This is a genomic window from Teichococcus coralli, assembly GCF_009829925.1.
Classification (GTDB): Bacteria; Pseudomonadota; Alphaproteobacteria; order Acetobacterales; family Acetobacteraceae; genus Pseudoroseomonas; species Pseudoroseomonas coralli.
The window spans coordinates 162,019-185,017 of sequence record NZ_SNVJ01000002.1 but is presented as its reverse complement, the minus strand read 5'-3'; the positions used below and the strand labels follow the sequence as shown (position 1 = coordinate 185,017).

Annotated in this window: 22 protein-coding genes; 12 read left to right on the top strand and 10 right to left on the bottom strand. The window is 70.0% G+C overall.

Annotation, left to right across the window (positions count from 1 at the left end; genetic code table 11):
- The first annotated feature begins 127 nt into the window (after positions 1–127).
- The 6 genes from E0493_RS02910 to E0493_RS02890 all read left to right on the top strand — a co-directional run bounded on the left by E0493_RS02910 (position 128) and on the right by E0493_RS02890 (position 4,651).
- Positions 128–334 (top strand): cold-shock protein, encoded by a 207-nt coding sequence (locus tag E0493_RS02910; RefSeq protein WP_160935414.1) that lies wholly within the window; start codon positions 128–130, stop codon positions 332–334.
- Positions 335–658: 324 nt separating this feature from the next.
- Positions 659–850, top strand: a complete 192-nt coding sequence (locus E0493_RS23030) for a hypothetical protein (protein WP_202396873.1) — start codon at positions 659–661, stop codon at positions 848–850.
- Between the two features lie 37 nt (positions 851–887).
- The gene (locus E0493_RS02905) at positions 888–1,139 is read left to right on the top strand and encodes a hypothetical protein (protein WP_160935413.1); all 252 of its coding nucleotides are present in this window, start codon (positions 888–890) and stop codon (positions 1,137–1,139) included.
- Between the two features lie 106 nt (positions 1,140–1,245).
- Positions 1,246–3,027: an IlvD/Edd family dehydratase gene (locus tag E0493_RS02900; protein ID WP_160935412.1), complete on the top strand. Its 1,782-nt coding sequence runs from the start codon at positions 1,246–1,248 to the stop codon at positions 3,025–3,027.
- Positions 3,028–3,041: 14 nt separating this feature from the next.
- Positions 3,042–3,791: an SDR family oxidoreductase gene (locus E0493_RS02895; RefSeq protein ID WP_160935411.1), complete on the top strand. Its 750-nt coding sequence runs from the start codon at positions 3,042–3,044 to the stop codon at positions 3,789–3,791.
- A 17-nt stretch (positions 3,792–3,808) separates the two neighbouring features.
- Complete coding sequence (locus E0493_RS02890) at positions 3,809–4,651, top strand: fumarylacetoacetate hydrolase family protein (RefSeq protein WP_160935410.1); 843 nt, start codon at positions 3,809–3,811, stop codon at positions 4,649–4,651.
- Between the two features lie 52 nt (positions 4,652–4,703).
- On the opposite strand, the gene ureG is transcribed toward E0493_RS02890, so the two are convergent.
- The 9 genes from ureG to E0493_RS02845 form a co-directional block, all read right to left on the bottom strand.
- A complete protein-coding gene (ureG, locus tag E0493_RS02885; RefSeq protein WP_160935409.1) occupies positions 4,704–5,336 on the bottom strand; it encodes an urease accessory protein UreG in 633 nt (210 codons plus the stop codon).
- Positions 5,333–6,043 carry an urease accessory protein UreF gene (locus E0493_RS02880; protein WP_202396872.1) on the bottom strand — a complete coding sequence of 237 codons (711 nt, stop codon included), beginning with the start codon at positions 6,041–6,043 and terminating at the stop codon, positions 5,333–5,335. Before E0493_RS02880 ends, ureG begins: the two co-directional genes overlap by 4 nt.
- Complete coding sequence (locus E0493_RS02875; protein WP_160935407.1) at positions 6,018–6,554, bottom strand: urease accessory protein UreE; 537 nt, start codon at positions 6,552–6,554, stop codon at positions 6,018–6,020. The genes E0493_RS02880 and E0493_RS02875 overlap by 26 nt, the downstream gene beginning before the upstream one ends.
- A gap of 20 nt (positions 6,555–6,574) precedes the next feature.
- A complete protein-coding gene (gene ureC, locus E0493_RS02870; RefSeq protein WP_160935406.1) occupies positions 6,575–8,287 on the bottom strand; it encodes an urease subunit alpha in 1,713 nt (570 codons plus the stop codon).
- Position 8,288: 1 nt separating this feature from the next.
- Entirely contained in the window at positions 8,289–8,594 is a 306-nt protein-coding gene (locus tag E0493_RS02865) for an urease subunit beta (protein WP_160935405.1), read from the bottom strand.
- A gap of 10 nt (positions 8,595–8,604) precedes the next feature.
- Complete coding sequence (locus tag E0493_RS02860; protein ID WP_160935404.1) at positions 8,605–8,907, bottom strand: urease subunit gamma; 303 nt, start codon at positions 8,905–8,907, stop codon at positions 8,605–8,607.
- 48 nt (positions 8,908–8,955) lie between these two features.
- Positions 8,956–9,786, bottom strand: a complete 831-nt coding sequence (locus tag E0493_RS02855; protein WP_160935403.1) for an urease accessory protein UreD — start codon at positions 9,784–9,786, stop codon at positions 8,956–8,958.
- Between the two features lie 97 nt (positions 9,787–9,883).
- Positions 9,884–10,816: a response regulator transcription factor gene (locus E0493_RS02850; protein ID WP_367614446.1), complete on the bottom strand. Its 933-nt coding sequence runs from the start codon at positions 10,814–10,816 to the stop codon at positions 9,884–9,886.
- On the bottom strand, positions 10,800–14,144 hold the full coding sequence (locus E0493_RS02845; RefSeq protein WP_160935402.1) for a hybrid sensor histidine kinase/response regulator: 3,345 nt from the start codon (positions 14,142–14,144) through the stop codon (positions 10,800–10,802). Before E0493_RS02845 ends, E0493_RS02850 begins: the two co-directional genes overlap by 17 nt.
- A 173-nt stretch (positions 14,145–14,317) precedes the next feature.
- On the opposite strand from E0493_RS02845, the gene urtA reads away from it, so the two are divergent.
- The 6 genes from urtA to E0493_RS02815 all read left to right on the top strand — a co-directional run bounded on the left by urtA (position 14,318) and on the right by E0493_RS02815 (position 21,381).
- Entirely contained in the window at positions 14,318–15,559 is a 1,242-nt protein-coding gene (gene urtA, locus E0493_RS02840) for an urea ABC transporter substrate-binding protein (RefSeq protein WP_202396871.1), read from the top strand.
- Between the two features lie 51 nt (positions 15,560–15,610).
- Entirely contained in the window at positions 15,611–17,176 is a 1,566-nt protein-coding gene (gene urtB / locus E0493_RS02835) for an urea ABC transporter permease subunit UrtB (RefSeq protein WP_160935401.1), read from the top strand.
- Positions 17,173–18,273: an urea ABC transporter permease subunit UrtC gene (gene urtC / locus E0493_RS02830; RefSeq protein ID WP_160935400.1), complete on the top strand. Its 1,101-nt coding sequence runs from the start codon at positions 17,173–17,175 to the stop codon at positions 18,271–18,273. Before urtB ends, urtC begins: the two co-directional genes overlap by 4 nt.
- Positions 18,270–19,007, top strand: coding sequence for an urea ABC transporter ATP-binding protein UrtD (urtD, locus tag E0493_RS02825; protein WP_160935399.1), 738 nt, complete (start codon positions 18,270–18,272; stop codon positions 19,005–19,007). The genes urtC and urtD overlap by 4 nt, the downstream gene beginning before the upstream one ends.
- 3 nt (positions 19,008–19,010) lie before the next feature.
- The gene (gene urtE / locus E0493_RS02820) at positions 19,011–19,703 is read left to right on the top strand and encodes an urea ABC transporter ATP-binding subunit UrtE (protein WP_160935398.1); all 693 of its coding nucleotides are present in this window, start codon (positions 19,011–19,013) and stop codon (positions 19,701–19,703) included.
- A 127-nt stretch (positions 19,704–19,830) separates the two neighbouring features.
- The gene (locus E0493_RS02815; RefSeq protein ID WP_235913549.1) at positions 19,831–21,381 is read left to right on the top strand and encodes a DHA2 family efflux MFS transporter permease subunit; all 1,551 of its coding nucleotides are present in this window, start codon (positions 19,831–19,833) and stop codon (positions 21,379–21,381) included.
- Positions 21,382–21,397: 16 nt separating this feature from the next.
- Here E0493_RS02815 and E0493_RS02810 read toward each other — a convergent pair whose 3' ends face one another.
- Positions 21,398–22,930 carry a UxaA family hydrolase gene (locus E0493_RS02810; RefSeq protein ID WP_160935397.1) on the bottom strand — a complete coding sequence of 511 codons (1,533 nt, stop codon included), beginning with the start codon at positions 22,928–22,930 and terminating at the stop codon, positions 21,398–21,400.
- Positions 22,931–22,999 lie beyond the last annotated feature (69 nt).

Below are 22,999 nucleotides of genomic sequence, written 5' to 3'. Positions count from 1 at the left end.
GCTTGCCTGTCCAGCTCGCCCACCCCGTGCCCGCACGGGTTCGTCGCGTGCCTGGTGCCCGTTCCCATTCAAGATTGATCCGCCGGGCATGTCGCACGGCGGTAACGTATCCTGACGGAGCACCGCGATGCCCATCGGTACCGTGAAGTGGTTCAACCCGACCAAGGGTTATGGTTTCATTCAGCCGGAGGACGGCTCGAAGGACGTGTTCGTGCACATTTCCGATGTGCAGCGGGCCGGCCTGCAGGGTCTGCAGGAAGGCGAGCGCGTGGAGTTTGAGCTGCAGCGCGGCCGCGAAGGCAAGCTTTCGGCCGGCAATCTGAAGCAGGCCTGATCCTTCGGGATCGGCTGGCGAGCGGGGCGCCATGGCGCGCCCCGCGATTTTCGCTGACCGCATGGGCTGGAAGTCGGCCGGGGCTCCCATCCCCGGGCGTTGCCCCCGCATGCCCAGTGCGGAGGGGCATGGCCCGCGGAGTCGAGTTTTCCCGGCTTGATGCCTTCGGACCGCCTTGCCGCTGGTCCAGCCATGTTTTTCTTTGTCGCCGCCAGGACGACCGGCTGGCGCCGGGAGCAGCGCGGATGCCTGCGCCGCCGAGCCGCTGCCTCTCCTCGGGTCAGCGCCGGCTGGCGGTGGAACAGACACCAACGGAGGAGCCGGATGGCACGCACGCCCAACTACGGCCAGCAGCGGGCCGAGCGTAACCGCGCCAAGCAGGCCAAGGCGGACGCGAAGGCGCGCCTGCGCGAGGAAGCCCGCGCGCAGCGGAAGGCGGCGATCGAGGCTGGCGAGGACCCCGATCTGGGTGAACCCGTCACGCTGCCGCCCGAGGACGAGACGACCACACCTTAGTCGCGGCCCGGAGCACCCGGGCGGCAGGAGTATCCTGATGGCCACGCGCCATACCGGCACCTATGTGCTGTTCGATGTTGTCTATAAGGACGGCTCGCGCCGCTCGAACCGGAAGGTGCCCAGCGAACTGCTTGGCGGGTTGGACGGCGACGAGCCGGCGCGCAGCCTGATCGAGGCGCAGGACGAGGAAATCGCCAAGGCGTCGGGCAATCCGCGCCCTGTGATTTCGCAACTGCAGCGCACGCCGGTGTCCAAGCCGGCAAAGGTGCCCTTGAAGGGCCGCAGGTAGGACGCGCAAGGGGGAGGGGCCTGACAGCGCCGCTCCCCCCCCCGTTGACAGCGCCCCACTTCGCGGCGGACCCTTCGCCCGCTAAGGGAGAAGCGGGACGCAGGCGATGGACCAGACCAAGAAGACTTTCAAGCTGCGCAGCCAGCGCTGGTTCGATGACCCGGAAGACCCGGGCATGACCGCGCTCTACATTGAGCGCTTCCTGAATTTCGGCCTCACCCGGGGCGAACTCCAGTCAGGCAAGCCGATCATCGGCATCGCCCAGACGGGCAGCGACATCGCGCCCTGCAACCGCCACCACATCGCGCTGGCCGAGCGCGTGAAGGCGGGCATCCGCGATGCCGGCGGCATCCCCCTCGAATTCCCGATCCACCCGATCCAGGAGACCGGCAAGCGCCCGACCGCGGCGCTGGACCGCAACCTGGCCTATCTCTCCCTGGTCGAGGTCCTGCACGGCTACCCGCTGGACGGCGTGGTGCTGACCACCGGCTGCGACAAGACCACGCCGGCCTGCCTGATGGGCGCCGCGACGGTGAACATCCCGGCCATCGTGCTCTCCGGCGGCCCGATGCTGGACGGGCACTGGAAGGGGCGGCTCTCCGGCTCCGGCACCATTGTCTGGGAGGCGCGCAAGCTGCTCGCGGCCGGCGAGATCAACTACGACGGCTTCATGCAGATGGTGGCCAGCAGCGCCACCTCGGTCGGGCACTGCAACACCATGGGGACCGCCCTCTCCATGAACAGCCTGGCCGAGGCGCTGGGCATGTCGCTGCCGGGCTGCGCCTCGATCCCCGCCGCCTATCGCGAGCGCGGGCAGATGGCGCACGCCACCGGCATGCGCATCGTGGACATGGTGCGCGAGAACCTGCGCCCCTCCGACATCATGACGCGCGAGGCTTTCGAGAACACCATCGTGCTGGCCAGCGCCATCGGCGCCAGCTCGAACTGCCCGCCGCACCTGGTCGCCATTGCCCGCCACATGGGCGTGGAGCTGACCACCGAGGATTGGCAGACCGTCGGCGCCGATATCCCGCTGCTGGTGGATTGCCAGCCTGCCGGCCGCTTCCTGGGCGAGATGTTCTACCGCGGCGGCGGCGTGCAGTCGGTGATGAAGGAGCTGGCCGATGCCGGCAAGCTGCACACCGGCGTCCGCACCGTCACCGGCCAGACGCTTGAGGAGGACCTGAAGCGCGCGCCCTTGCCGGACCGCGAGGTGATCCGCCGCTACAGCGAGCCGCTGAAGGAGCAGGCCGGCTTCGTCGTGCTGAGCGGCAACCTGTTCGACAGCGCGGTGATGAAGGTCAGCGTCATCGACAAGGCCTTCCGCGCGCGCTTCCTATCGGACCCGGAGGACGTGTTCGAGGGCAAGGTCATCGTCTTCGAGGGGCCGGAGGACTACCACGACCGCATCGAGGACCCGGAGCTCGGCGTCGACGACCACACCGTGCTGGTGATCCGCAACTGCGGCCCGGTGGGCTATCCCGGCAGCGCCGAGGTGGTGAACATGCAGCCGCCCGGCGCCATGATCAAAGCCGGGCTCGACAGCCTGCCCACCATGGGCGATGGCCGGCAGAGCGGCACCTCTGCCTCGCCCTCCATCCTCAACGTTTCGCCGGAGGCGGCGGTGGGCGGCGGGCTCGCGCTGCTGAAGTCGGGCGACCCGATCCGCATCAACCTCAAGACCCGCAAGGTGGACGTGCTGATTCCCGAAGAGGAGCTCGCCGCCCGCCGCGCCGCCTGGACGCCGCCCAAGTTGCTGCACAAGACGCCATGGGAGGAGATCTACCGTTCCATGGTCGGCCAGCTCGGCACGGGCGGCTGCCTGGAGCCGGCGACGCTCTACCTCAACATCCTCGAGACGCGCGGCGAGAGCCGCCACAACCACTGACGGGAGGCGAGGGCATGGCAGGACGGCTGGCGGGCAAGGCGTGCTTCGTGACCGCGGCGGGGCAGGGAATCGGCCGTGCCGCCGCCCTCGCCTATGCCGCCGAGGGTGCGCGGGTGGTGGCGACGGATCGGGACGCCGCCAGGCTCGCCGGGCTGGAGGCGCAGGGCATCACCACCCAGGCGCTGGACGTGCTGGACGATGCCGCGGTGAAGGCCGCCATCACCGCGCATGGCCCGCTCGACGTGCTGTTCAACTGCGCCGGCTTCGTGCACCAGAACGACGCGCTGACCTGCACGGACGAGGAATGGGACTTCGCCTTCGCGCTCAACGTGCGGGCCATGTGGCGCACCATCCGCGCCGCTCTGCCGGGCATGCTGGCGCAGGGCGGCGGGGCGATCGTCAACATGTCCTCCGCTGCATCCAGCGTGAAGGGGGTGGCCAACCGCTTCGTCTATGGCACCAGCAAGGCCGCCGTGGTCGGCATGACCAAGAGCGTCGCCGCCGACTATGTGGCCAAGGGCATCCGCTGCAACTGCATCTGCCCGGGCACGGTGGACACGCCCTCCCTCGGTGAGCGGATCGCCGCCAACGCGACGGCCGCCGGCGGGCTGGAGGCGGCGCGCGCCGGCTTCGTGGCGCGGCAGGCGATGGGGCGGCTCGCCACGGCGGAGGAGATCGCCGCGCTGGTGGTCTATCTCTCGGCGCCGGAATCGGCTTTCGTCACCGCACAGGCCATCGTCATCGACGGCGGCTGGACCAACTGACAAGGAAACGCTGAACCATGAAGCTTCTGCGCTTTGGCGCGCCGGGCCAGGAGAAGCCGGGCCTGCTGGATGCCGACGGCACCATCCGCGACCTCTCCGGCGTGCTGCCCGACCTGGCCGGCGAGGCGCTCTCCCCCGAGGGCCTCGCGAAGCTCGCGGCGCTGGACACGTCCAAGCTGCCGGCCGTGAGCGGCTCGCCGCGGCTCGGTTCGCCAGTGGCGCGGATGACAAACTTCGTCTGCATCGGCCTGAACTACGCGGACCACGCCGCCGAGACCGGCGCCGCCATCCCGAAGGAGCCGATCATCTTCCTGAAGTCGCTCGGCGCCCTCAGCGGGCCGAACGACGACGTGGAGATTCCCGCCGGCAGCACCAAGACCGACTGGGAAGTGGAACTCGCCATCATCATCGGCCGCCGCGCCAAGCGCGTCTCCGAGGCCGAGGCGATGGACCACGTGGCCGGCTACGCCGTCTGCAACGACGTCTCCGAGCGCGAATACCAGATCGAGCGCGGCGGCACCTGGGACAAGGGCAAGGGCTGCGACACCTTCGGGCCCCTTGGCCCCTGGCTGGTTACCAAGGACGAAGTGCCCGACCCGCAGAACCTCGCCATGTTCTGCGAGGTGGACGGCGAGCGCTACCAGGACGGCTCGACCCGCACGATGATCTTCGGCGTGACGAAGCTGGTCTCCTACGTCTCGCAGTTCATCACCCTGCACCCGGGCGACGTGATCTCCACCGGCACCCCGCCGGGCGTTGGCATGGGGCAGAAGCCGCCGAAGTTCCTGAAGGCGGGGCAGACCATCCGGCTCGGGATCGAGGGGCTGGGCGAGCAGACGCAGCGGACCGTCGAAGGATAAAGGAAAGAAAGGCCGGGGGAAGGAATTCCCCCGGGCCCCCGTCTTCTTTCTGTCAGTTGGCGTTGCGCGGGGCAATGCCGCCGGAGCGCAGGACGAAATCCGCGATCTCCGCCACGCCCTGGTTGGCCTTCAGGTTGGTGAAGATGAAGGGGCGCTGGCCCCGCATCTTCCTCGCGTCCCGATCCATCACGCCGAGATCGGCGCCCACCAGAGGCGCGAGGTCGGTCTTGTTGATCACCAGCAAATCGGAACGCGTGATGCCGGGGCCGCCCTTGCGCGGGATCTTGTCGCCGGCCGAGACGTCGATCACGTAGATCGTCAGGTCCGCCAGCTCCGGGCTGAAGGTGGCGGCCAGGTTGTCGCCGCCACTCTCGATGAACAGCACCTCCAGTCCCGGGAAGCGGGTGTTCATCTCCGCTACCGCGGCGAGGTTGATCGAAGCATCCTCGCGGATCGCGGTGTGCGGGCAGCCGCCGGTCTCGACGCCGATGATCCGATCCGGCGCCAGCGCATCATTGCGGGTGAGGAACTCGGCGTCCTCGCGCGTGTAGATGTCGTTGGTGATGACGGCGATGTTGAGCCGGTCGCGAAGGTGCTTGCACAGGCGCTCGGTCAGCGCCGTCTTGCCCGAGCCCACCGGGCCCCCGATGCCGACGCGGAAGGGGCCGTTGGCCGAAGGATTCATGAGCGGAAGAGCCTCGTGTATTGCGTCTCGTGGCGCATGGAGAAGAGGTCGAGAACCGGCGTGGCGGTGCCGATTGTGTCCAGCTCGGCGGCGAGCCCGGCCTCGGTGGCGGCTTCCAGCCTAGGCAGGAGTGTGGCGGTGGCGATCTGCCCGTCCGTCTGGCCGAGCGGCACCAGCCGCACCCCCGCCGAGACGAGGTTGGCCGCGAAGGCCGAGAGGAAGCCGAACAGCGCCGGGCGCAGCGGAATGCCATGCCACGCCGCCGCCGCGCCGAAAGCCACGGGATGCGCGACACCTCCGGCATGGCGCTCAGTGAAGGCGGCCAGCCGTGCATCGGGCCAGGCGGCGTTGGTGACCTTCAGGAAGGCGCTGCCCTGGGCCATGGTCTCCAGTGCGGTTTCCGCCGTGCCACGCCAGGCGGCGGCAAGGTCGGTTACCTCGTCCAGTCCGGCCGCGTCCTCCGCCTGGGCGGCACGGAAGGCTGCGGCGAGGAGCGCGGCGTCGATCCGCCCGGCCCCGGCCTCCAGCACCGCCTCGACATAGGCAACGAGTGTCGCCCGGTCGTGCACCGCGCCGTCCTCCACCGCCATTTCCAGCCCGTGGCTGTAGGTATAGGCGCCCACCGGGTAGGCCGGGGAAAGCCAGGTCAGCAGCCGCTGGAGCGTGGCCCCAGGCGGGGTGTCAGTGGTGATGGTGGCCGTGGTCATGGGCGCCGTCCCCGTGATCATGGGCGTGCTCGTGGCCGTGGTGGTGGCCCTCATGGCGGTTGTGCTCGCCATAGGCGCCGCCCTCCGGGTTGAAGGGCGCCTCCACCTTGGCCAGGGTGGCGCCCAGCCCCTCCAGCATCCGCACGATGACGTGGTCGTCGCGGATCAGGATGCGTCCGGCGTCGAGCTCGGCGGGCAGATGCCGGTTGCCGAGATGCCAGGCGAGCCGCATCAGGTGTTGCGGATTATGCCCACGCACCTCGACGAGCGGCTCCGGCGCCGCCTGCACCAGGATCACGCCGCCGCCTTCCAGCAGAAGCCCGTCGCCGTCGCGCAGCACGCGCGCCTCGGGCAGGTCCAGCAGGAAGGCGAGGCCCTGCCGGCCCGTGTAGCGCTTGCGGCGGCGGTGGCGGTCGTCGAAGTCCACCACCACCACGTCGCGCGCCGTGCGCGCCTGCCATTCCCCGACGGCGAGCACCTGGGTGGCGCGGGGGAGGCTTTCGTCACTCATGGCTCGCTCTCCGGCGGCGTTCAGAACAGGAAGTAGCGCTGCGCCATCGGCAGCACCGCCGCCGGCTCGCAGATCAGTAGCTCGCCATCGGCGCGGACCTCGTAGGTCTCCGGGTCCACCTCGATCCTCGGCAGCGCATCGTTCAGCACCATGTCGCGCTTGCCGATCCTGCGCGTGTTGCTCACCGGCAGGAGTTGGCGCGCGAGGCCGAGCCGCCCGGCGAGGTCGCCGGTCTCCAGCGAGGCGGCCGAGACGAAGGTCACGGAACTGGCCTGCATCGCCCGGCCGAAGCCGGCGAACATCGGGCGGTAGTGCACCGGCTGCGGCGTGGGAATGGAGGCGTTGGGGTCGCCCATGGGCGCCATCGCGATGCTGCCGCATTTCAGCACGTAGTCCGGCTTCACGCCGAAGAGGGCAGGCGTCCACAGCACCAGGTCGGCCAGCTTGCCGACCTCCACGCTGCCGACATGCGCGCTGATGCCCTGCGCGATGGCGGGGTTGATCGTGTACTTGGCGATGTAGCGGCGGATGCGCAGGTTGTCGTTCTCGCCCTGCTCACCGGGCAGGCGGCCGCGCTGCACCTTCATCTTGTGGGCGCACTGCCAGGTGCGGATGATCACCTCGCCGACGCGGCCCATCGCCTGGCTGTCGGAGGACATCATGGAGATGGCGCCAAGGTCGTGCAGGATGTCCTCGGCGGCGATGGTCTCCTTGCGGATGCGGGATTCCGCGAAGGCCACGTCCTCGGCGATGCGTGGGTCGAGGTGGTGGCAGACCATCAGCATGTCGAGATGCTCGTCCACGGTGTTCACCGTGTAAGGCATGGTCGGGTTGGTCGAGCTGGGCAGGAAGTTGGCCTCGCCGACGACGCGCAGGATATCCGGCGCATGCCCGCCGCCGGCACCCTCGGTGTGGAAGGCCTGGATCGCGCGGCCCTTGATGGCCCGGATCGTGTCCTCGACGAAGCCGCTCTCGTTCAGCGTGTCCGTGTGGATGGCGACCTGGATGTCATAATCGTCAGCGACGCTGAGGCAGGTGTCGATGGCCTTGGGCGTGGTGCCCCAGTCCTCGTGCAGCTTGAGCCCGCAGGCGCCGCCGCGGATCTGCTCCTCCAGCCCGGCCGGAAGGGCCGCGTTGCCCTTGCCGAGGAAGCCGAGGTTCATCGGGAAGCTTTCCGCCGCCTGCAGCATCCGCGCCATGTGCCAGGGGCCGGGGGTGGCGGTGGTCGCCAGCGTGCCATGCGCCGGGCCGGTGCCGCCGCCGAACATGGTGGTGATGCCGGAGGCCAGCGCCTCCTCGATCTGCTGCGGGCAGATGAAATGGATATGCGGGTCGATGCCGCCCGCGGTGAGGATGCGCCCCTCGCCGGCGATGATTTCCGTGCCCGGCCCGATGACGATGTCCACGCCCGGTTGGGTGTCCGGGTTGCCGGCCTTGCCGATGGCCGCGATGCGCCCGTCCCTGAGGCCGACATCGGCCTTGAGGATGCCGGCGTGGTCGATGATGAGGGCGTTGGTGATGACGGTGTCCATCGCCCCCTCGGCGCGGGTGCGCTGGGACTGGCCCATGCCGTCGCGGATCACCTTGCCGCCGCCGAACTTCACCTCCTCGCCATAGGTGGTGAGGTCGCGCTCCACCTCGGCGAAAAGCTCGGTGTCGGCAAGGCGGATGCGGTCGCCCGTGGTGGGGCCGTACATGCCGGCATAGGCGGTGCGGGAGATGCGCGCCGGCATGTCAGAGGCTTCCTTCCGTCTCGCCACGGAAGCCGTGCACGATGCGCGCGCCGGCGAAGGGAACCAGCTTCACCTTGCGGCTCTGCCCGGGCTCGAAGCGCACGGCGGTGCCGGCGGGAATGTCGAGCCGCTTGCCGCGCGCCGCGCCGCGGTCGAAGGCGAGCGCGGGGTTGGTCTCCTGGAAGTGGTAGTGGCTGCCGACCTGGATCGGCCGGTCGCCGGTATTGGCCACCTCGACCTCGGTGACGTCGCGGCCCGCGTTCAGCACGATCTCGCCGGCGGCGGGGATGATCTCACCCGGAATCATGGCGCGCTCCTCAGCGGATCGGGTTGTGGACGGTGACGAGCTTGGTGCCGTCGGGGAAGGTCGCCTCCACCTGGATCTCGTGGATCATCTCGGGGATGCCCTCCATCACCTGCTCGCGCGTCAGCACGGTGGCGCCGTCGCGCATCAGCTCAGCGACGCTGCGGCCGTCCCGCGCGCCTTCCACCACATGGTCCGTGATCAGCGCGATCGCTTCAGGATGGTTCAGCTTCACGCCACGCGCCAGGCGCCTGCGCGCCACCTCGGCGGCCATGGCGATCAGCAGCTTGTCCTTCTCGCGGGGGGTCAGGTGCATCGGGCCATCCTGCGGAGCGTGTTGCGGGTCATTCTGCGGCCGGGGCGCTCAGCTCGTCCACAGCCGCGGCAGGCGGGGCGGCAGGCCGAGGGCGGCGGCGCGAAGGGCGGGGATGGCGGCGGCGAGTGCCTCGCGCACCGCGCGCGCCTCGCCCAGAAAGCGGGCGACCAGCAGGCCTGGGCGGGCGAGGGTGGCGGCATGGCCGGCCTCCCGCAGCACATCCCGGCCTGCCGCCGCTTCCGCGTCGCTGCCGGCCAGAAGAAGAATCGCCGCAGCCTCGGCGCCGCCGAAGCCGAAGGCGGTCTCCAGGCTGGCGACGGGCTCGGAGAAGAGGCGGGTGGCATCGGCCCAGTGCAGCCGGCCGCCGCGCCACAGCCGCCAGGAGTCGAAGAGCGCGCCACCCCGCAGCCGTTCGCCGCGTGCGACGCGGCCGAAGACCAGCATCTCGGCCGCCAGCAGGCGCGCGGTGGGGGCGAGACGCACCTGCATCCGCCGCTCCAGCCGCGCGCCATCGAACAGGATCGTCTCCTGCGGCAGCCATTCCAGCGTGGCGCCCTCGGCCAAGGTCAGCGAAGTGGCGAGGCGGGTGGCTGCGTCGAGGCTGCGGTAGACCTTTTCCGCCGCCGGCGTGGTCAGGCTGGCGGCGGCGCCTTCCCCGAGCGAGACGACGGTGTCCAGGGAGTCGCCGCCCGCCAGGCCGCCCCCCACATTCACCAGCGCCGCGACCGGAAGGTCGTCCGGCTCGGGCGTCGGGAACAGCACGCGCAGCGGCGCGGCATGGAACAGGTGCCGCAGGCTCGTGCCGCGCGGGCCGTGCGCGAAGGCGAGTTCCGCCCGGCCGTGGGCGCGCTGGTGGCGGGGAAGGGGGGAAGCGGACATGGGCGGCGCTGTCATGCAAGGGGCGGGCCAGAGCCGAAGGCAGGCACCGCCATGGAGGGATCACCCTTTCCCCACGCCGCACCATCAGGCCGTGGCATCAGCCGCCACCCAGCACGCGCACCGCCAGGGCCGCCGCCGAGGCACGGTTCTCCACCCCCAGCTTGCTGAAAATTCCCTCCAGGTGCTTGTTCACGGTGCGCGGGCTCATCACCAGGATCTCGGCGATGTCGCGGTTCGACTTGCCGCGGCCAAGCCAGAGCAGCACCTCCGCCTCGCGGGCTGTCAGCCCGAGCCGTTCGCGCAGCACCGCCTCCTCGCGCCCCGGATCGGCGGCGCTGATGCGCAGCAACAGCTCATCCGCCTCGATCTGCCCGACATGCTGGAACTCCACGCGCCGCCCATCCGCCAGGGCGACCGGCGCGAGGCGCGGCGCCTCGCCCGCCGCCAGAGGCGCCCAGTTCGGGATGCGCAGCCCGGTCAGTCCCGCCTCCTCGTCCTCAGGGCCGGACGGGTTGGCGTCGCGCAGCAGCGCAGCGGCCTGCGGTGTCGCCCAGAGCACCGCGCCCTCGCGGTCCACCGCCAGCAGGTAGCGCCCGGCCACATCCAGCGCCGCATGGGCGCTGCGCGTCAGCCGGGCATTGGCGAGATGCGCGCTGATGCGCGCCACCACCTCGTCCGGCACCACGGGCTTGATGACGTAGTCCACGCCGCCGGCATCGAAGCCGCGCACCACGTCCTCGCTCTCCGTCAGCCCGGTCATGAAGATCACGGGCACCGAGATCAGCGCCGCGTCGCGCTTCATGCGACGGCACGCCTCGAAGCCGTCCATGCCGGGCATCACCGCATCCATCAGCACGATGTCCGGCGTGATGCGCTCGATCACCGTCATGGCGGCGGCGGCCGACTGCGCCACCAGCACCATGTAGCCGGCGCCTTCAAGCGTATCGTTCAGCAGGCCGAGGGTGCCGGGGGCGTCGTCCACCACCAGCACGATGTCGCGGCGCTCCATGGTCCTAGGTCGCTCCGCCAAGGGTGTCGGGCTCCTCCGGCAGGGCGGCGAGGAAGGCATCCAACCGGTAGTCGGCGATGTAGCCGCGCAACTCGGCGATGGCGGGCCGCGCCTCGGGCGTCTCGGCCTCCAGCGCGTCCAGCCGCTCGCGGATGCCGCCGACATAGCCGATGGCGGCAAGCTGGCGCAGGTTGGCCGCCTGTTCCAAGGTCAGATGTGCGGCGGCAGCCAGGGGGGGAGGCGGCGCCGGGTCGGCGAAGGTCCAGGTTACGCCGAGCAATTGTCCGATCTTCTCCAGCAGCGTGGCGAGCGAGAGCGGCTTCGGCAGCACGTCGTCATGGTGCTGGCCTTCTCCGGGCGGGCCGAGTTCCAGCGCATTGGCCGAGACCATGATGATCGGCGCCGTTTGCCCATCTTCGCGCAGCCGGCGCACCAGGTCCCACCCGGTCATGCCGGGCATGGCGATGTCGAGCAGGAAAATGTCGGGCGCCATCTCGGCCGCCGCGTCCAGGCACTCGGCGCCGTCCATGGCCTGCCGCACCGTGAAGCCCAGCGGCTCCAGCAGGTCGGCCACCAGGGCGCGATGCGTGGCGTCGTCATCGGCCACCAGCACGCGGAGCGGGCGCGTCGCCTCCGCACGGCCGGTGATGCGCCGCTCCACCTCGGCGGGGCCGCCGGTCCTGCCGGAGAGCAGCAGGCGCACGCGGAAGCGGCTGCCCTCGCCGAGCCGGCTGCTGACCGAAATCTCCCCGCCCATCACCTCCACCAGCGTCTTGCAGATGGTAAGGCCCAGGCCGACGCCGGGCGTCGAGGGCGCATGCGAGTTGGCGCCGCGCTGGAAGGGTTCGAAGATGCGGCCGAGGTCCGCCTCGGCGATGCCGATGCCGGTGTCGATGATCTCGAACTCCGCCACTTCCGAGCGGAAGCGCAGCCGCAGCGTCACGCCGCCCTGGCGGGTGAACTTGATGGCGTTGGACAGCAGGTTGATGAGGATCTGCCGCAGCCGCCGCTCGTCGGTATAGGCCAGCTCGGGCATCCGCACCGGCGCGTCGAAGGCGAAGGCGATGCTCTTCGCCTCCGCCTGCAGGCGCAGCATCTGCACGATCTGATCGAGGAACTCCGGCAGGCGAATGGCGTCGCGGTAAAGCTCGATCCGCCCGGCCTCGATCTTGGAGATGTCGAGCAGCCCCTCGATCAGCGCCGCCAGATGCTCGCCGGAGCGGCGGATGGTGCGCAGCCCGTCCCGCCGGCGCTCCGGGATGGCCGGGTCGCGCTCCAGGAGCTGCGCATAGCCGAGGATGGCGTTCAGCGGCGAGCGCAACTCGTGGCTGATGCCGATGACGTAGCGGCTCTTGGCCTGGTTGGCGGCCTCGGCGGCCTCCTTGGCCTTCTGGAGCGCGGCGTCGGTGCGCTGGTGGGCACGGATCTCGCTCAGCAGGAGGCTGGTCTGCCGGCGGGTCTCCTCCTGCGCCACCTTGCGGCTGCCATGCGCCAGGACCAGCGCCCAGGCGACGATGCCGCCGATCACCGCCAGCACGAAGAAGGCCTTCCAGAAGGCGGCGTCGAGGTCGGCGCTTGCCGGGGCCTGGGCGAGGATGCCGAGGAAGACCAGGCTGATGGTGGCGACGAAGAGCAGGAAGACCACCATGAAGGAGCCGACCGGCGTGCCCAGCGCGCGCAGCACGGGCGCGGGCAGGGCGCTCCGCAGCGGCGTCATGATCTGCGCGGAAAGGCGCGCATGCGGCTTGCAGCCGTCGCCGCAACGGGCATCCAGCGAGCAGCAGAGCGAGCAGATCGGGCCGGTATAGACGGGGCAATAGGCCATGTCGCGCGGCTCGAAGCGGTGCTCGCAGATGACGCATTGCAGGTTGGAACTGCCCGCCCAGGCGGCTCGCGGCTTGCGGGCGAGGTAGTAGCGGCCATCCGTCAGCCAGGCGATGGCCGGCGCGGCGGCGAAGGCTACCCCGAAGGCGATGAAGGTGGACATCGCCTGCGCCAGCGGGCCGAGGAAGCCGTAATAGGCCAGGAAGGAGGCGGCGACGGAGAGCGCCATGCTGCCGACGCCCACGGGGTTGACGTCGTAGAGATGCGCCCGCTTGAACTCGATGCCCGGCGGGCTCAGGCCGAGCGGCTTGTTGACGGCGAGGTCGGCCACCAAGGCGCCCATCCAGGCGGCGGCGACGTTGGAATAGACGAACAGCACCTGCTCGATCGTGTTGTAGACGCCGAGCTCCATCAGCAGCAGGGCCACGGCGATGTTGAACACCAGCCAGACCACCCGGCCGGGATGGCTGTGCGTCAGCCGCGAGAAGAAGTTCGACCAGGCGAGCGAGCCGGCATAGGCGTTGGTGACGTTGATCTTGATCTGCGACAGCGCGACGAACACCGCCGTCACGACCAGCGCGAGGGCGGGCGAGGCAAGCAGGGTGCCGAAGGCGAGGCGGTACATCTCCGCCGGCTGCACCGCCTTGGCGGCGGAAAGCCCGGCGCGCAGCGCGGCATAGGCCAGGAAGGAGCCGGCCAGCAGCTTCAGCACGTCGAAGGCGATCCAGCCCGGGCCACCGGCCAGCAGCGCGCCCCACCAGACCCAGCGCCGCTGCGTCGCGCGCGGCGGGAGGAAGCGGATGTAGTCCACCTGCTCGCCGGTCTGGGTGATGAGGGCGAAGAGGATGGAGGCGGCGGCGCCGAAGGCCAGCAGGTCGAAACCCTCTGTGCCGTGGGTGCCGCCATACTCGGTCCATCCGGCCAGCCAGTCCGGGTGCGCCACCATGAGGGCGAGCAGGGGCAGCACGTTCAGCACCAGCCAGACAGGCTGCGTCCAGGTCTGCACACGGCTGATGAAGGTGATGCCATGCGTCACCAGCGGCACCACCACCGCGGCGCAGAGGATGTAGCCGAGCCAGAGCGGCACGCCGAGGAAGCTGTCCAGCATGGCGGCGAGGATCACCGCCTCAATGCCGAAGAAGATGAAGGTGAAGCTGGCATAGATCAGCGAGGTGATGGTCGAGCCGATATAGCCGAAGCCGGCGCCGCGGGTGAGCAGGTCGATATCCACCCCCGCTTGCGCCGCATGCAGGCAGATCGGCAGGCTGGCGGCGAAGATCAGCAGGCTGACGAAGAGGATGGCGGCCACGCTGTTGGTGAAGCCATGCGCCACCGTCAGCGTGCCGCCGATCGCCTCCAGCGCCAGAAAGGAGATCGAGCCCAGCGCCGTGTTGGCGACCCGGAAGGCGGACCACTTGCGGGCGCTCTCGGCGGTGAAGCGGAGGGCGTAGTCCTCCATCGTCTCGTCGGCGACCCAGCGGTTGTAGTCGCGCCGGATGCGCAGGATGCGCTGGCGTGTCGCCATGCGGGGCGTGGTCCTCGGCTCTGCCGACCGGAAGGGGAGGGCGAGAGTGGGGCCGCGCCGGCGGCAGCGTCAAGGAGGCCGTGGCTACGTCATTTGACGTATTCGCCCGCCGATGGACCGCGCCGAGACTGGCTTCCATGCAAGGCGGCCCTTGCCGCGCCAGGAGACGAGCCATGACCCTCGGGACCCCATTCTCGCGTCGCGCCCTGATGGCCGGCGCCGCCGGCGCGCTGGCCCTGCCGGCCCTGCGCCCCGCCTTCGCGCAAGCTGCGCCGATCAAGGTCGGCGTGCTGCACTCCCTTTCCGGCACCATGGCGATCAGCGAGACGGCGCTGCGTGACACCGTCCTGATGATGGTGGACTGGATCAACGGCAAGGGCGGACTGCTCGGCCGCAAGGTCGAGGCGGTCGTGGTGGACCCCGCCTCCAACTGGCCGCTCTTCGCCGAGAAGGCGCGCGAGCTGCTGCAGGTCCACAAGGTGGACGTCACCTTCGGCTGCTGGACCTCGGTGTCCCGCAAGTCGGTGCTGCCCGTCTTCGAGGAGCTGAACGGCCTGCTCTTCTACCCCGTGCAGTACGAGGGCGAGGAGCAGTCCCGCAACGTGTTCTACACCGGCGCGGCGCCCAACCAGCAGGCGATCCCGGCCGTGGACTACCTGATGAGCGCCGATGGCGGCGAGGCGAAGCGCATCGCCCTGCTCGGCACCGACTACGTCTATCCCCGCACCACCAACCGCATCCTGCGCGCCTATCTGAACAGCAAGGGCGTGAGCGACGCCGACATCATGGAGGAGTACACGCCCTTCGGCCATTCCGACTGGCAGGGCATCGTCTCCCGCGTGAAGCGCTTCGCCGGCGAGGGCAAGCGGGCGGCGATCGTCTCCACCATCAATGGCGACGCCAACGTGCCCTTCTACCGTGAGCTGGGCAACCAGGGCATCAAGGCCGAGGACATTCCCTGCGTCGCTTTCTCGGTGGGCGAGGAGGAACTCGCGGGAATCGACACCAAGCCGCTGGTCGGCCACCTGGCGGCCTGGAACTACTTCATGTCCGTGGACACGCCGGCGAATGCCGAGTTCAAGAAGATGTGGCGCGCCTACATCAAGAACGACAAGCGCGTGACCAACGACCCGATGGAGGCCACCTACACCGGCTTCCGCATGTGGGCGCAGGCCGTTGCCCAGTCCGGCACCACCGCGGTGGATAAGGTGCGCGAGGCGATGTACGGCCAGAAGGTGGAGGCGCCCTGCGGCTACACCGAGCAGATGTGGCAGAACCACCACCTCTCCAAGCCGGTGATGATCGGCGAGATCCAGGAGGATGGGCAGTTCAACGTCGTCTGGAAGACGCCGGACGCCATCAAGGCCGAGAACTGGTCCCCCTACATCCCTGAGAACGCCAACCGCAAGAAGTAAGGAGGGAGGCCGCGGCGCGCCCTGCAGGGAGAGCGCCGTGGCCGAACACCCATGCGACGCATCCTGCTCCTGCTGATCCTGCTGCTGCTTTCCGCCACGTCGCCGGCATCGGCGCAGGATGCCTTCACCAATGCGCTGGCCGGGCTTTCCGGCGGCTACGGCGCACAGGCCGAGGCGGTGGAACGCCTCGGCGCGCTGGGCGACCCGCGCGCCCTGCCGATCCTGCAGGCGCTGGCCGAGGGGCGCCTCCAGAAGCGCGCCGACGGCGCCCTGCTGGTCGAGCAGGGCGGCGCGGTGCGCGAGGCCCTCTCCGGCGCCGCCGCCACGCCGGGCGAGACCATCCGCATCAACAACCGTGTGCGTGCCGCGCTGCGCGGCGCCTTGGGCCGGCTGCAATTGGCCGCGCCCGAGGCGGCGCAGCGGCGCGTCGCCGCCGAGGCGCTGTTCCGCAGCCGCGATGCCGCCAACATTCAGCCGCTTGAGCAGGCGCTGGCCCGCGAGACCGTGCCTGATCTGCGCGACCGGCTGGCGCTGGCGCTGGCCGCCACCCGCCTCGGCGCGCCGGACACAACGGCGAAGCAGCAGGGAATCGAACTGCTGGCCGAGAGCGGCTCGGCCGAGGCCCGCGCCGCGCTGCTCGAAGCCCGCGCCGCCAATCCCGACCTGGCCGGCGCGATCGAAAAGGCCGTGGCCGCCATCGACCGCAAGCTGGAACTGCGCCGTGCCGCCGAGACAGTGTTCCAGGGCCTCTCGCTCGGCTCCATCCTGCTGCTCGCCGCGCTCGGTCTTGCCGTCACCTTCGGCGTCATGGGCGTGATCAACATGGCGCATGGCGAGATGGTGATGCTCGGCGCCTATACCACGGTGGTGGTGCAGGAGGCGGTGCGCGGCATTCCCTGGCTGCAACCCTGGTCGTTGCCGCTCGCCGTCCCCGCCGCCTTCCTCGTCACGGCGGCGGTGGGCGTGGCGCTGGAGCGCGGGCTGATCCGCCATCTCTACGGCCGGCCGCTGGAGACGCTGCTGATGACCTTCGGCGTCGGCATGATCCTGCAGCAGGCGGTGCGGCTGATCTTCGGCGCGCAGAACCAGGAGGTGGTCAGCCCGGCCTGGATGCAGGGCACGCTCGCCTTGCCCGGCGGCGTGCTGGTGACGCAGAACCGGCTCTGGATCATCCTCTTCGGCCTGCTGGTGCTGGCGCTGGCGGTGGCCGCCATCCGCTTCACCCGCTTCGGGCTGGAAATGCGGGCGGTGGTGCAGAACCGGCGCATCGCCTCCACCATGGGCATCCGCACCGGGCGGGTGGACGCCATGACCTTCGCCTTCGGCTCCGGCATCGCCGGCATGGCGGGGGTGGCGCTGAGCCAGATCGACAACGTTTCGCCCAACCTCGGCACCGGCTACATCATCGACAGCTTCATGGTCGTTGTGTTCGGCGGCGTCGGCTCGCTGGCGGGCACCATGATCGGCGCCTTCACCCTTGGCCTTGTCAACAAGCTGCTGGAGCCCTGGGCGGGCGCCGTGCTGGCGAAGATCGCCGTGCTGGTCGGCATCATGCTGTTCATCCAGCGCCGGCCGAAGGGGCTGTTCGCGCTGAAGGGAAGGGCCGCCGAGCCATGAGCGCCACCATCACCGGGGCGCCTTGGCTGCGCCCCAGCCGCGCGCTGATCCTGCGCGGCCTGCTGCTCGCCGGGCTGGCATCGCTGGCCCTGCTGCCGGTGCTGAACCGCCTGCCGGCCGATTCCGCACTCCATGTCTCAGATTTCGTGGTCGCCGTGTCCGGCAAGTGGGTCTGCTACGCCGTGCTGGCGCTCGCGATCGATTTGGCCTGGGGTTATGCCGGCATCCTCTCGCTCGGCCATGGCGCCTTTTTCGCGCTCGGCGGCTATGTCATGGGCATGCACCTGATGCGGCTGATCGGGCCACGCGGCGTCTATGGCAACCCGATCCTGCCGGACTTCATGGTCTTCCTGGGATGGAAGGAACTGCCCTGGTACTGGTGGGGGTTTTCGAGCTTTCCCTTTGTCCTGCTCATGGCCCTTGTCGTGCCGGGACTGCTGGCGGGGGTGGTGGGCTACCTGGCCTTCCGCAGCCGCATCACCGGCGTCTATTTCAGCATCATCACCCAGGCCATGACCTATGCGCTGATGCTGGCCTTCTTCCGCAACGACATGGGCTTCGGCGGCAACAACGGCTTCACTGACTTCAAGGAGCTGCTCGGCCTGCCGCTGAACACCGCGGAGGCGCGCGCCGCGCTGTTCTACGCCGCGCTGGCGGTGCTGGCCGGCGCGCTCTGGCTCTGCCGCCACATCACGCGCTCCAAGCTCGGCCGCGTGCTGGTGGCGGTGCGCGACGCCGAGAGCCGCGTGCGCTTCCTGGGCTACGACACCACGCAGGTGAAGCTCGCCGTCTTCGTGCTTTCCGCCATGCTGGCGGGGCTCGCGGGGGCGCTCTACGTGCCGTTGATCGGCATCATCAACCCCGGCGAGTTCAGCCCGGGCAACTCCATCGAGGCGGTGATCTGGGTGGCGGTCGGCGGGCGAGGCACGCTGGTGGGTGCGGTGCTCGGCGCCTTCACCGTGAACGCGGTGAAGACCTGGCTGACCTCCTTCGCGCCGGACCTCTGGCTTTTCGTGCTGGGCGGGCTGTTCATCGCCGTCACGCTGTTCCTGCCGCGCGGGCTGGTCGGGCTGCTGCGCAAGGGGGAGGGGCGATGACGCCGGGCAGCCTCTACCTCGACGGCGTCTCTGTCGTGTTCGACGGCTTCCGGGCGCTGAACAGCCTTTCGCTGATCATCGAGCCCGGCGAGTTGCGCGCCATCATCGGCCCCAACGGCGCCGGCAAGACGACGATGATGGACATCATCACCGGCAAGACGCGCCCAAGCGAAGGCACCGTCAGCTTTGGCGACCACGACTTGACCAGGCTGGACGAGGCCACCATCGCCAATCTCGGCATCGGCCGGAAGTTCCAGAAGCCCACCGTCTTCGACGCGCTGACGGTCTTCGAGAACCTGGAGCTGGCCCTGAAGGCGCCGCGCGACCCCTGGTCCTGCCTGCGATGGGCGCTGAGCCAGGAGGCGCGTCGCCGCATCGAGGCCGTGCTGGCCGAGATCGGCCTCCCCGAGCGGGCGCAGGACCGCGCCGCCATCCTCTCGCATGGTCAGCGGCAATGGCTGGAGATCGGCATGCTGCTGATGCAGGACCCGCAGCTCTTGCTGGTGGACGAGCCGGTGGCCGGCATGACCGACCAGGAGACCGAGCACACCGCCGCCCTGCTGCGCCGCATCGCCGGGAACCGCTCGGTGGTGGTGGTGGAGCACGACCTCGAATTCGTCCGCGCCCTCGGCCAGAAGGTGACGGTGCTCTGCGAGGGCAGCGTGCTGTCGGAGGGGTCCATCGACCATGTGCAGAACGATCCGCGCGTGATCGAAGTCTATCTGGGGCGCTGAGCCATGCTGCGTGTCGAGGGGATCGACCTGTTCTATGGCGCCAGCCGGGCGCTGCGCGGCGTCTCGCTGGCGGCGGACCCGGGGCGCGTCACCTGCGTGCTGGGGCGCAACGGCGTCGGAAAGTCGTCGCTGATGCGGGCCATCGTCGGGCTGGAGCGCATCCGCGGCGGCAGGATCCTGTGGGAGGGAAAGGACGTCGCCGGCCTTTCCCCCGCCGACCGCGCCCGGGCCGGCATCGGCTACGTGCCGCAGGGGCGGGAGATCTTTCCCTTCCTGACCGTGCGCGAGAACCTGGAAACGGCGCTGGCCGCCGCCCCGCGCGGCTCCAAGGTGCCGGAGGATGTGTTCGAGCTCTTCCCCATCCTGAAGCAGTTTCTGCGGCGCCGCGGCGGCGACCTCTCGGGCGGGCAGCAGCAGCAGCTCGCCATTGCCCGTGCGCTGGCCGCGCGGCCGCGCCTGCTGATCCTCGACGAGCCGACCGAGGGCATCCAGCCCAACGTCATCAAGGACATTGCCCGGGTCATCGCGCTGCTGGCGCGCAGCCGTGGCATGGCGGTGGTCCTGGTGGAGCAGTACTATGAATTCGCCCGTGAGTTGGGCGACCAGCTCGCCATCATGGTGCGCGGCGAGGTGGCGCTGGCGGGGCCGTCCGGTTCGCTGGACGAGGACGCCGTGCGAAGCCTGCTGACCGTGTGAGCCGCACCCCCTCCGCATGACGCCAGGCTAAGAACCCGCAGATTTCATGGCACGGCCTCCTTCCTGTGGCGCCGATCTGCGTTACAGCCTTCCGGGCCAGGGTCTTCACAGGGGGGAGTGACGCCAGATGCTGCAGCGCCGGAGCGAAGCCGGAACCATGGAGCCGGTGGACGACGCCGCTCCGCCCGGCCGGCTTCCCACGGCCCAGCTCCGCATCGTCATGGGCGGCGCGCTGCTGACGATGGCCCTGGCCGCGCTCGACCAGAACATCGTCAACACCGCCCTGCCGCGCATGGTGGGAGACCTCGGGGGGATGGCGCACATCTCCTGGGTGGTGACGGCCTTCATGCTCACCTCCACCGTCACCTCGCCGCTCTATGGCAAGCTGTCGGACCTGTTCGGGCGACGGCGGCTGTTCTTTGTCGCCGTGCTGACCTTCCTGGCCGGTTCGCTGCTCTGCGGCATGGCGCAGTCCATGGCGCAGATCATCGGCTTCCGCGCCTTGCAGGGGCTGGGCGCGGGCGGGCTGCTGGTGCTGGCCCAGGCGGCCATCGGCGACGCCGTAACCCCGCGCGAGCGGCCGCGCTACCAGGGCCTGTTCACCGGCACCTTCGCGCTGTGCAGCGTGGCCGGCCCGCTGCTTGGCGGCGTCATCACCTCAGCGCTGTCCTGGCGCTGGGTGTTCTACGTGAACCTGCCGATCGGCATCCTGGCGCTGGCGCTGATCGCCGCCGGGCTGCGCACCCCGGTGGAGAGCCGCCGCCGGCGGATCGACTATCCCGGCACGCTGCTGCTGGCCGCCACGACCACCACCCTGCTGCTGCTGATGGCCTGGGGCGGCAGCGAGTTCCCCTGGCTCTCCGCCGCAAGCCTCGGGATGGTGCTGGCGATTCTGGTGCTGTTCGCCCTCTTCCTGCTGCAGGAGGCGCGCGCGCCGGAGCCGCTGATCCGCCTCCGGCTGTTCCGCAACAAGGTCTTCGCCCGCGGCGTGGTGGTGGGCGGGATGATGACCTTCGCCATGCTGGGCTCCACCGTCTTCCTGCCGCTCTACTTCCAGCTCGTGCTCGGCATGAGCCCGGCGCGGGCGGGGGCCATGCTGCTGCCGCAGGTGATCGGCATGGTGCTGACCTCGGTGCTCGGCGGCCGGATGGTCTCGAAGCTGGGGCGCAACAAGGCTTTCCTGCTCGCCGGCCTGGGGCTGGAGGCGGTGGCGCTGGCGGGCCTCGCGGTGCTGGCCTGGTGGGCGGCCCCGGCGGTGGTGTTCCTGGTGCCGATGGGCCTGCTCGGCCTCGGCATGGGAATGGGCATGCCGAACCTGACCACCGCCGTGCAGAACGCGGTCCATCATGCCGAGCTGGGCGCCGCCACCGGGGCGATGACCTTTCTGCGCTCGCTCGGCGGCTCGGTGGGGGTGGCGGCCTCGGGCGCCATCATGTCGGCCAGCCTGGCGGAAACCAGGGCCACGCTGGGCGGGCGGCTGGACATGGAGGCCATCACCCGCCAGGGCGCCGAGGCGCTGGCGGCGCTCACCCCGGCGCAGCACCAACTGTTCAGCGACGCCTACCGCACTGCGCTGACCGGCTGCTTCACCATGAGCGGCGTGGTGATGAGCCTCGCCTTCCTGTTGGTGCTCGGCCTGCCCGAGCAGGTGTTGCAGGGCCGCGCGCCCGGCCGCTGACCAGGCGCGGCGGCGGTCACATCGTCGCGCCGATCGGCCAGGGCGCGAACTCCGCCGATCCGGCGTCGTAGCTCTCGCTCTTGGTCCGCTCGCCGCTGGCGACGCGCAGGATCAGCTCGAAGATGCGCTGGCCGCATTCCTCGACCGTCTCGCGCCCGGAGAGGATGGTGCCGCAGTTGACGTCCATGTCCTCCTCCATCCGCTCATACATGGCCGAGTTGGTGGCGAGCTTGATGGAGGGCGCGGGCTTGCAGCCGAAGACGCTGCCGCGCCCGGTGGTGAAGCAGACCATGTTGGCGCCGCCCGCGACCTGGCCGGTGGCGGCCACCGGGTCGTAGCCAGGCGTGTCCATGAAGACGAAGCCCTTCTCCGTCACCGGCGCGGCGTAGTCATAGACGGCAGTGAGGTTGCTGGTGCCCGCCTTGGCCATGGCGCCGAGCGACTTCTCCAGGATGGTGGTCAGCCCGCCCGCCTTGTTACCGGGGGAGGGGTTGCTGTTCAGCTCGGCCTGCCCGCGGGCCGCGTAGTCCTCCCACCAGCGCATCAGCGAGACCAGCTTCTCCCCCACCTCGCGGGAGACGGCGCGGCGGGTCAGCAGGTGCTCGGCGCCGTAGGTCTCCGGCGTCTCGGAAAGGATCACGGTGCCGCCGTGGCGCACCAGCAGGTCCGAGGCGGCGCCGAGCGCAGGGTTCGCGGTGATGCCGGAATAGCCGTCCGAACCGCCGCATTGCAGCGCGATGGTCAGGTGGCTGGCCGGCACCTTCTGGCGGTGCACCTGGTTGGATTCCGCCAGCACCTCCTTCACGAAGGCGATGCCCGCCTCGACCGTCTTGCGGGTGCCGCCCATGGACTGAATATCCATGTTGCGCAACCGCCCGGCGAGGTTCTGCTCCTCCAGCAGGCCGGAGATCTGGTTGACCTCGCAGCCCAGGCCGATGGCGATGACATGGCTGAAGTTCACGTGCCGCGCATAGCCGGCGAGGGTGCGGCGCAGGATGCGCAGACCGTCATTGTCGCCCATGCCGCAGCCGGTCTTGTGGGTCAGCGCCACCACGCCGTCCACGTTGGGGAACTCGGCCAGCGGATCGCTGCCGATGAAGGGGTTGCGCTTGAAGGCGTCGGCGATCAGCGAGGCGACATGGGCCGAGCAGTTCACGCTGGTCACGATGCCGATGTAGTTGCGCGTCGCCACGCGCCCGTCCGGCCGGACGATGCCCATGAAGGTCGCGGGCTCCGGCACGTAGAGCGTCGGCTTCGCATCCTGCCCCCAGGCGTAGTCCTTGGCGAACTCGCCCATGCCGCAGTTGTGGGTGTGCACCCACTCGCCCGGCGCGATGGGCTGGGTGGCGAAGCCGATGATCTGCCCGTAGCGCCGCACCGCCTCGCCCGGCGCGTGGGGCCGGATGGCCACCTTGTGCCCGGGCGGGATGCGGTTGCGGGCGACGATGTTGGGCCCCACCGGCGTGCCCTCGGCAGCCGCCCTGCGCGCGATCAGGACGCTGTCTTCCGGGTGCAGGCGGACGAAGGGGGTCTCGGCGACGGCATCCATGTTGGGTCTCCTCCAGCGAGGGGCTATCCTACCGCAGCGGAGAGGCTTGCGAAGTGCAAAGCCCGCATC